Here is a 531-nt window from a genome sequence, read left to right on the forward strand (position 1 = left end):
ACAACCTCGCGCGGATCGTCTTCGACAGCTTCGCCGGCCTCGGCCTCCAGGCCTCCGGTACGGGCTTTTCCATCCAGGACCTGATGCGGCCCGGTCGGGTTGCGCAGACGGGCCTCGATGCGGCGAGGCCGCTGCTCGAATCCATCTCGAATTTGATGGGCTGGATCGCCTTCTTCGAAAACTTCATCCAGATCGCCTGCCTGCTCTTCGCCTGGGCGCTGGTGCTGCTCGCCTTCTTCATCCTCGCAATCCAGCTCTTCATCACGCTGATCGAATTCAAGCTGACCACGCTGGCTGGCTTCGTCCTGATCCCGTTCGGCCTGTTCGGGAAGACCGCCTTCATGGCCGAGCGCGTGCTGGGCAACGTCATCTCGTCAGGAATCAAGGTGCTGGTGCTCGCCGTCATCATCGGCATCGGCTCAACTCTGTTCAGCCAGTTCACGGCAGGCTTCGGCAGTCAGCCACCGACCATCGACGACGCGATGGCCGTCGTATTGGCGGCGCTGTCGCTACTCGGTCTCGGCATTTTCG

At 62.1% G+C, this 531-nt stretch carries 1 protein-coding gene; it reads left to right on the forward strand.

Translation table 11 applies throughout. The features are described from left to right. The coding region (locus DM995_RS18875; protein ID WP_198669492.1) for a type IV secretion system protein at positions 1–531 on the forward strand (531 nt) is incomplete at both ends.

The organism is Blastomonas sp. UPD001 (assembly GCF_003426715.1).
Taxonomy (GTDB): Bacteria; Pseudomonadota; Alphaproteobacteria; order Sphingomonadales; family Sphingomonadaceae; genus Blastomonas.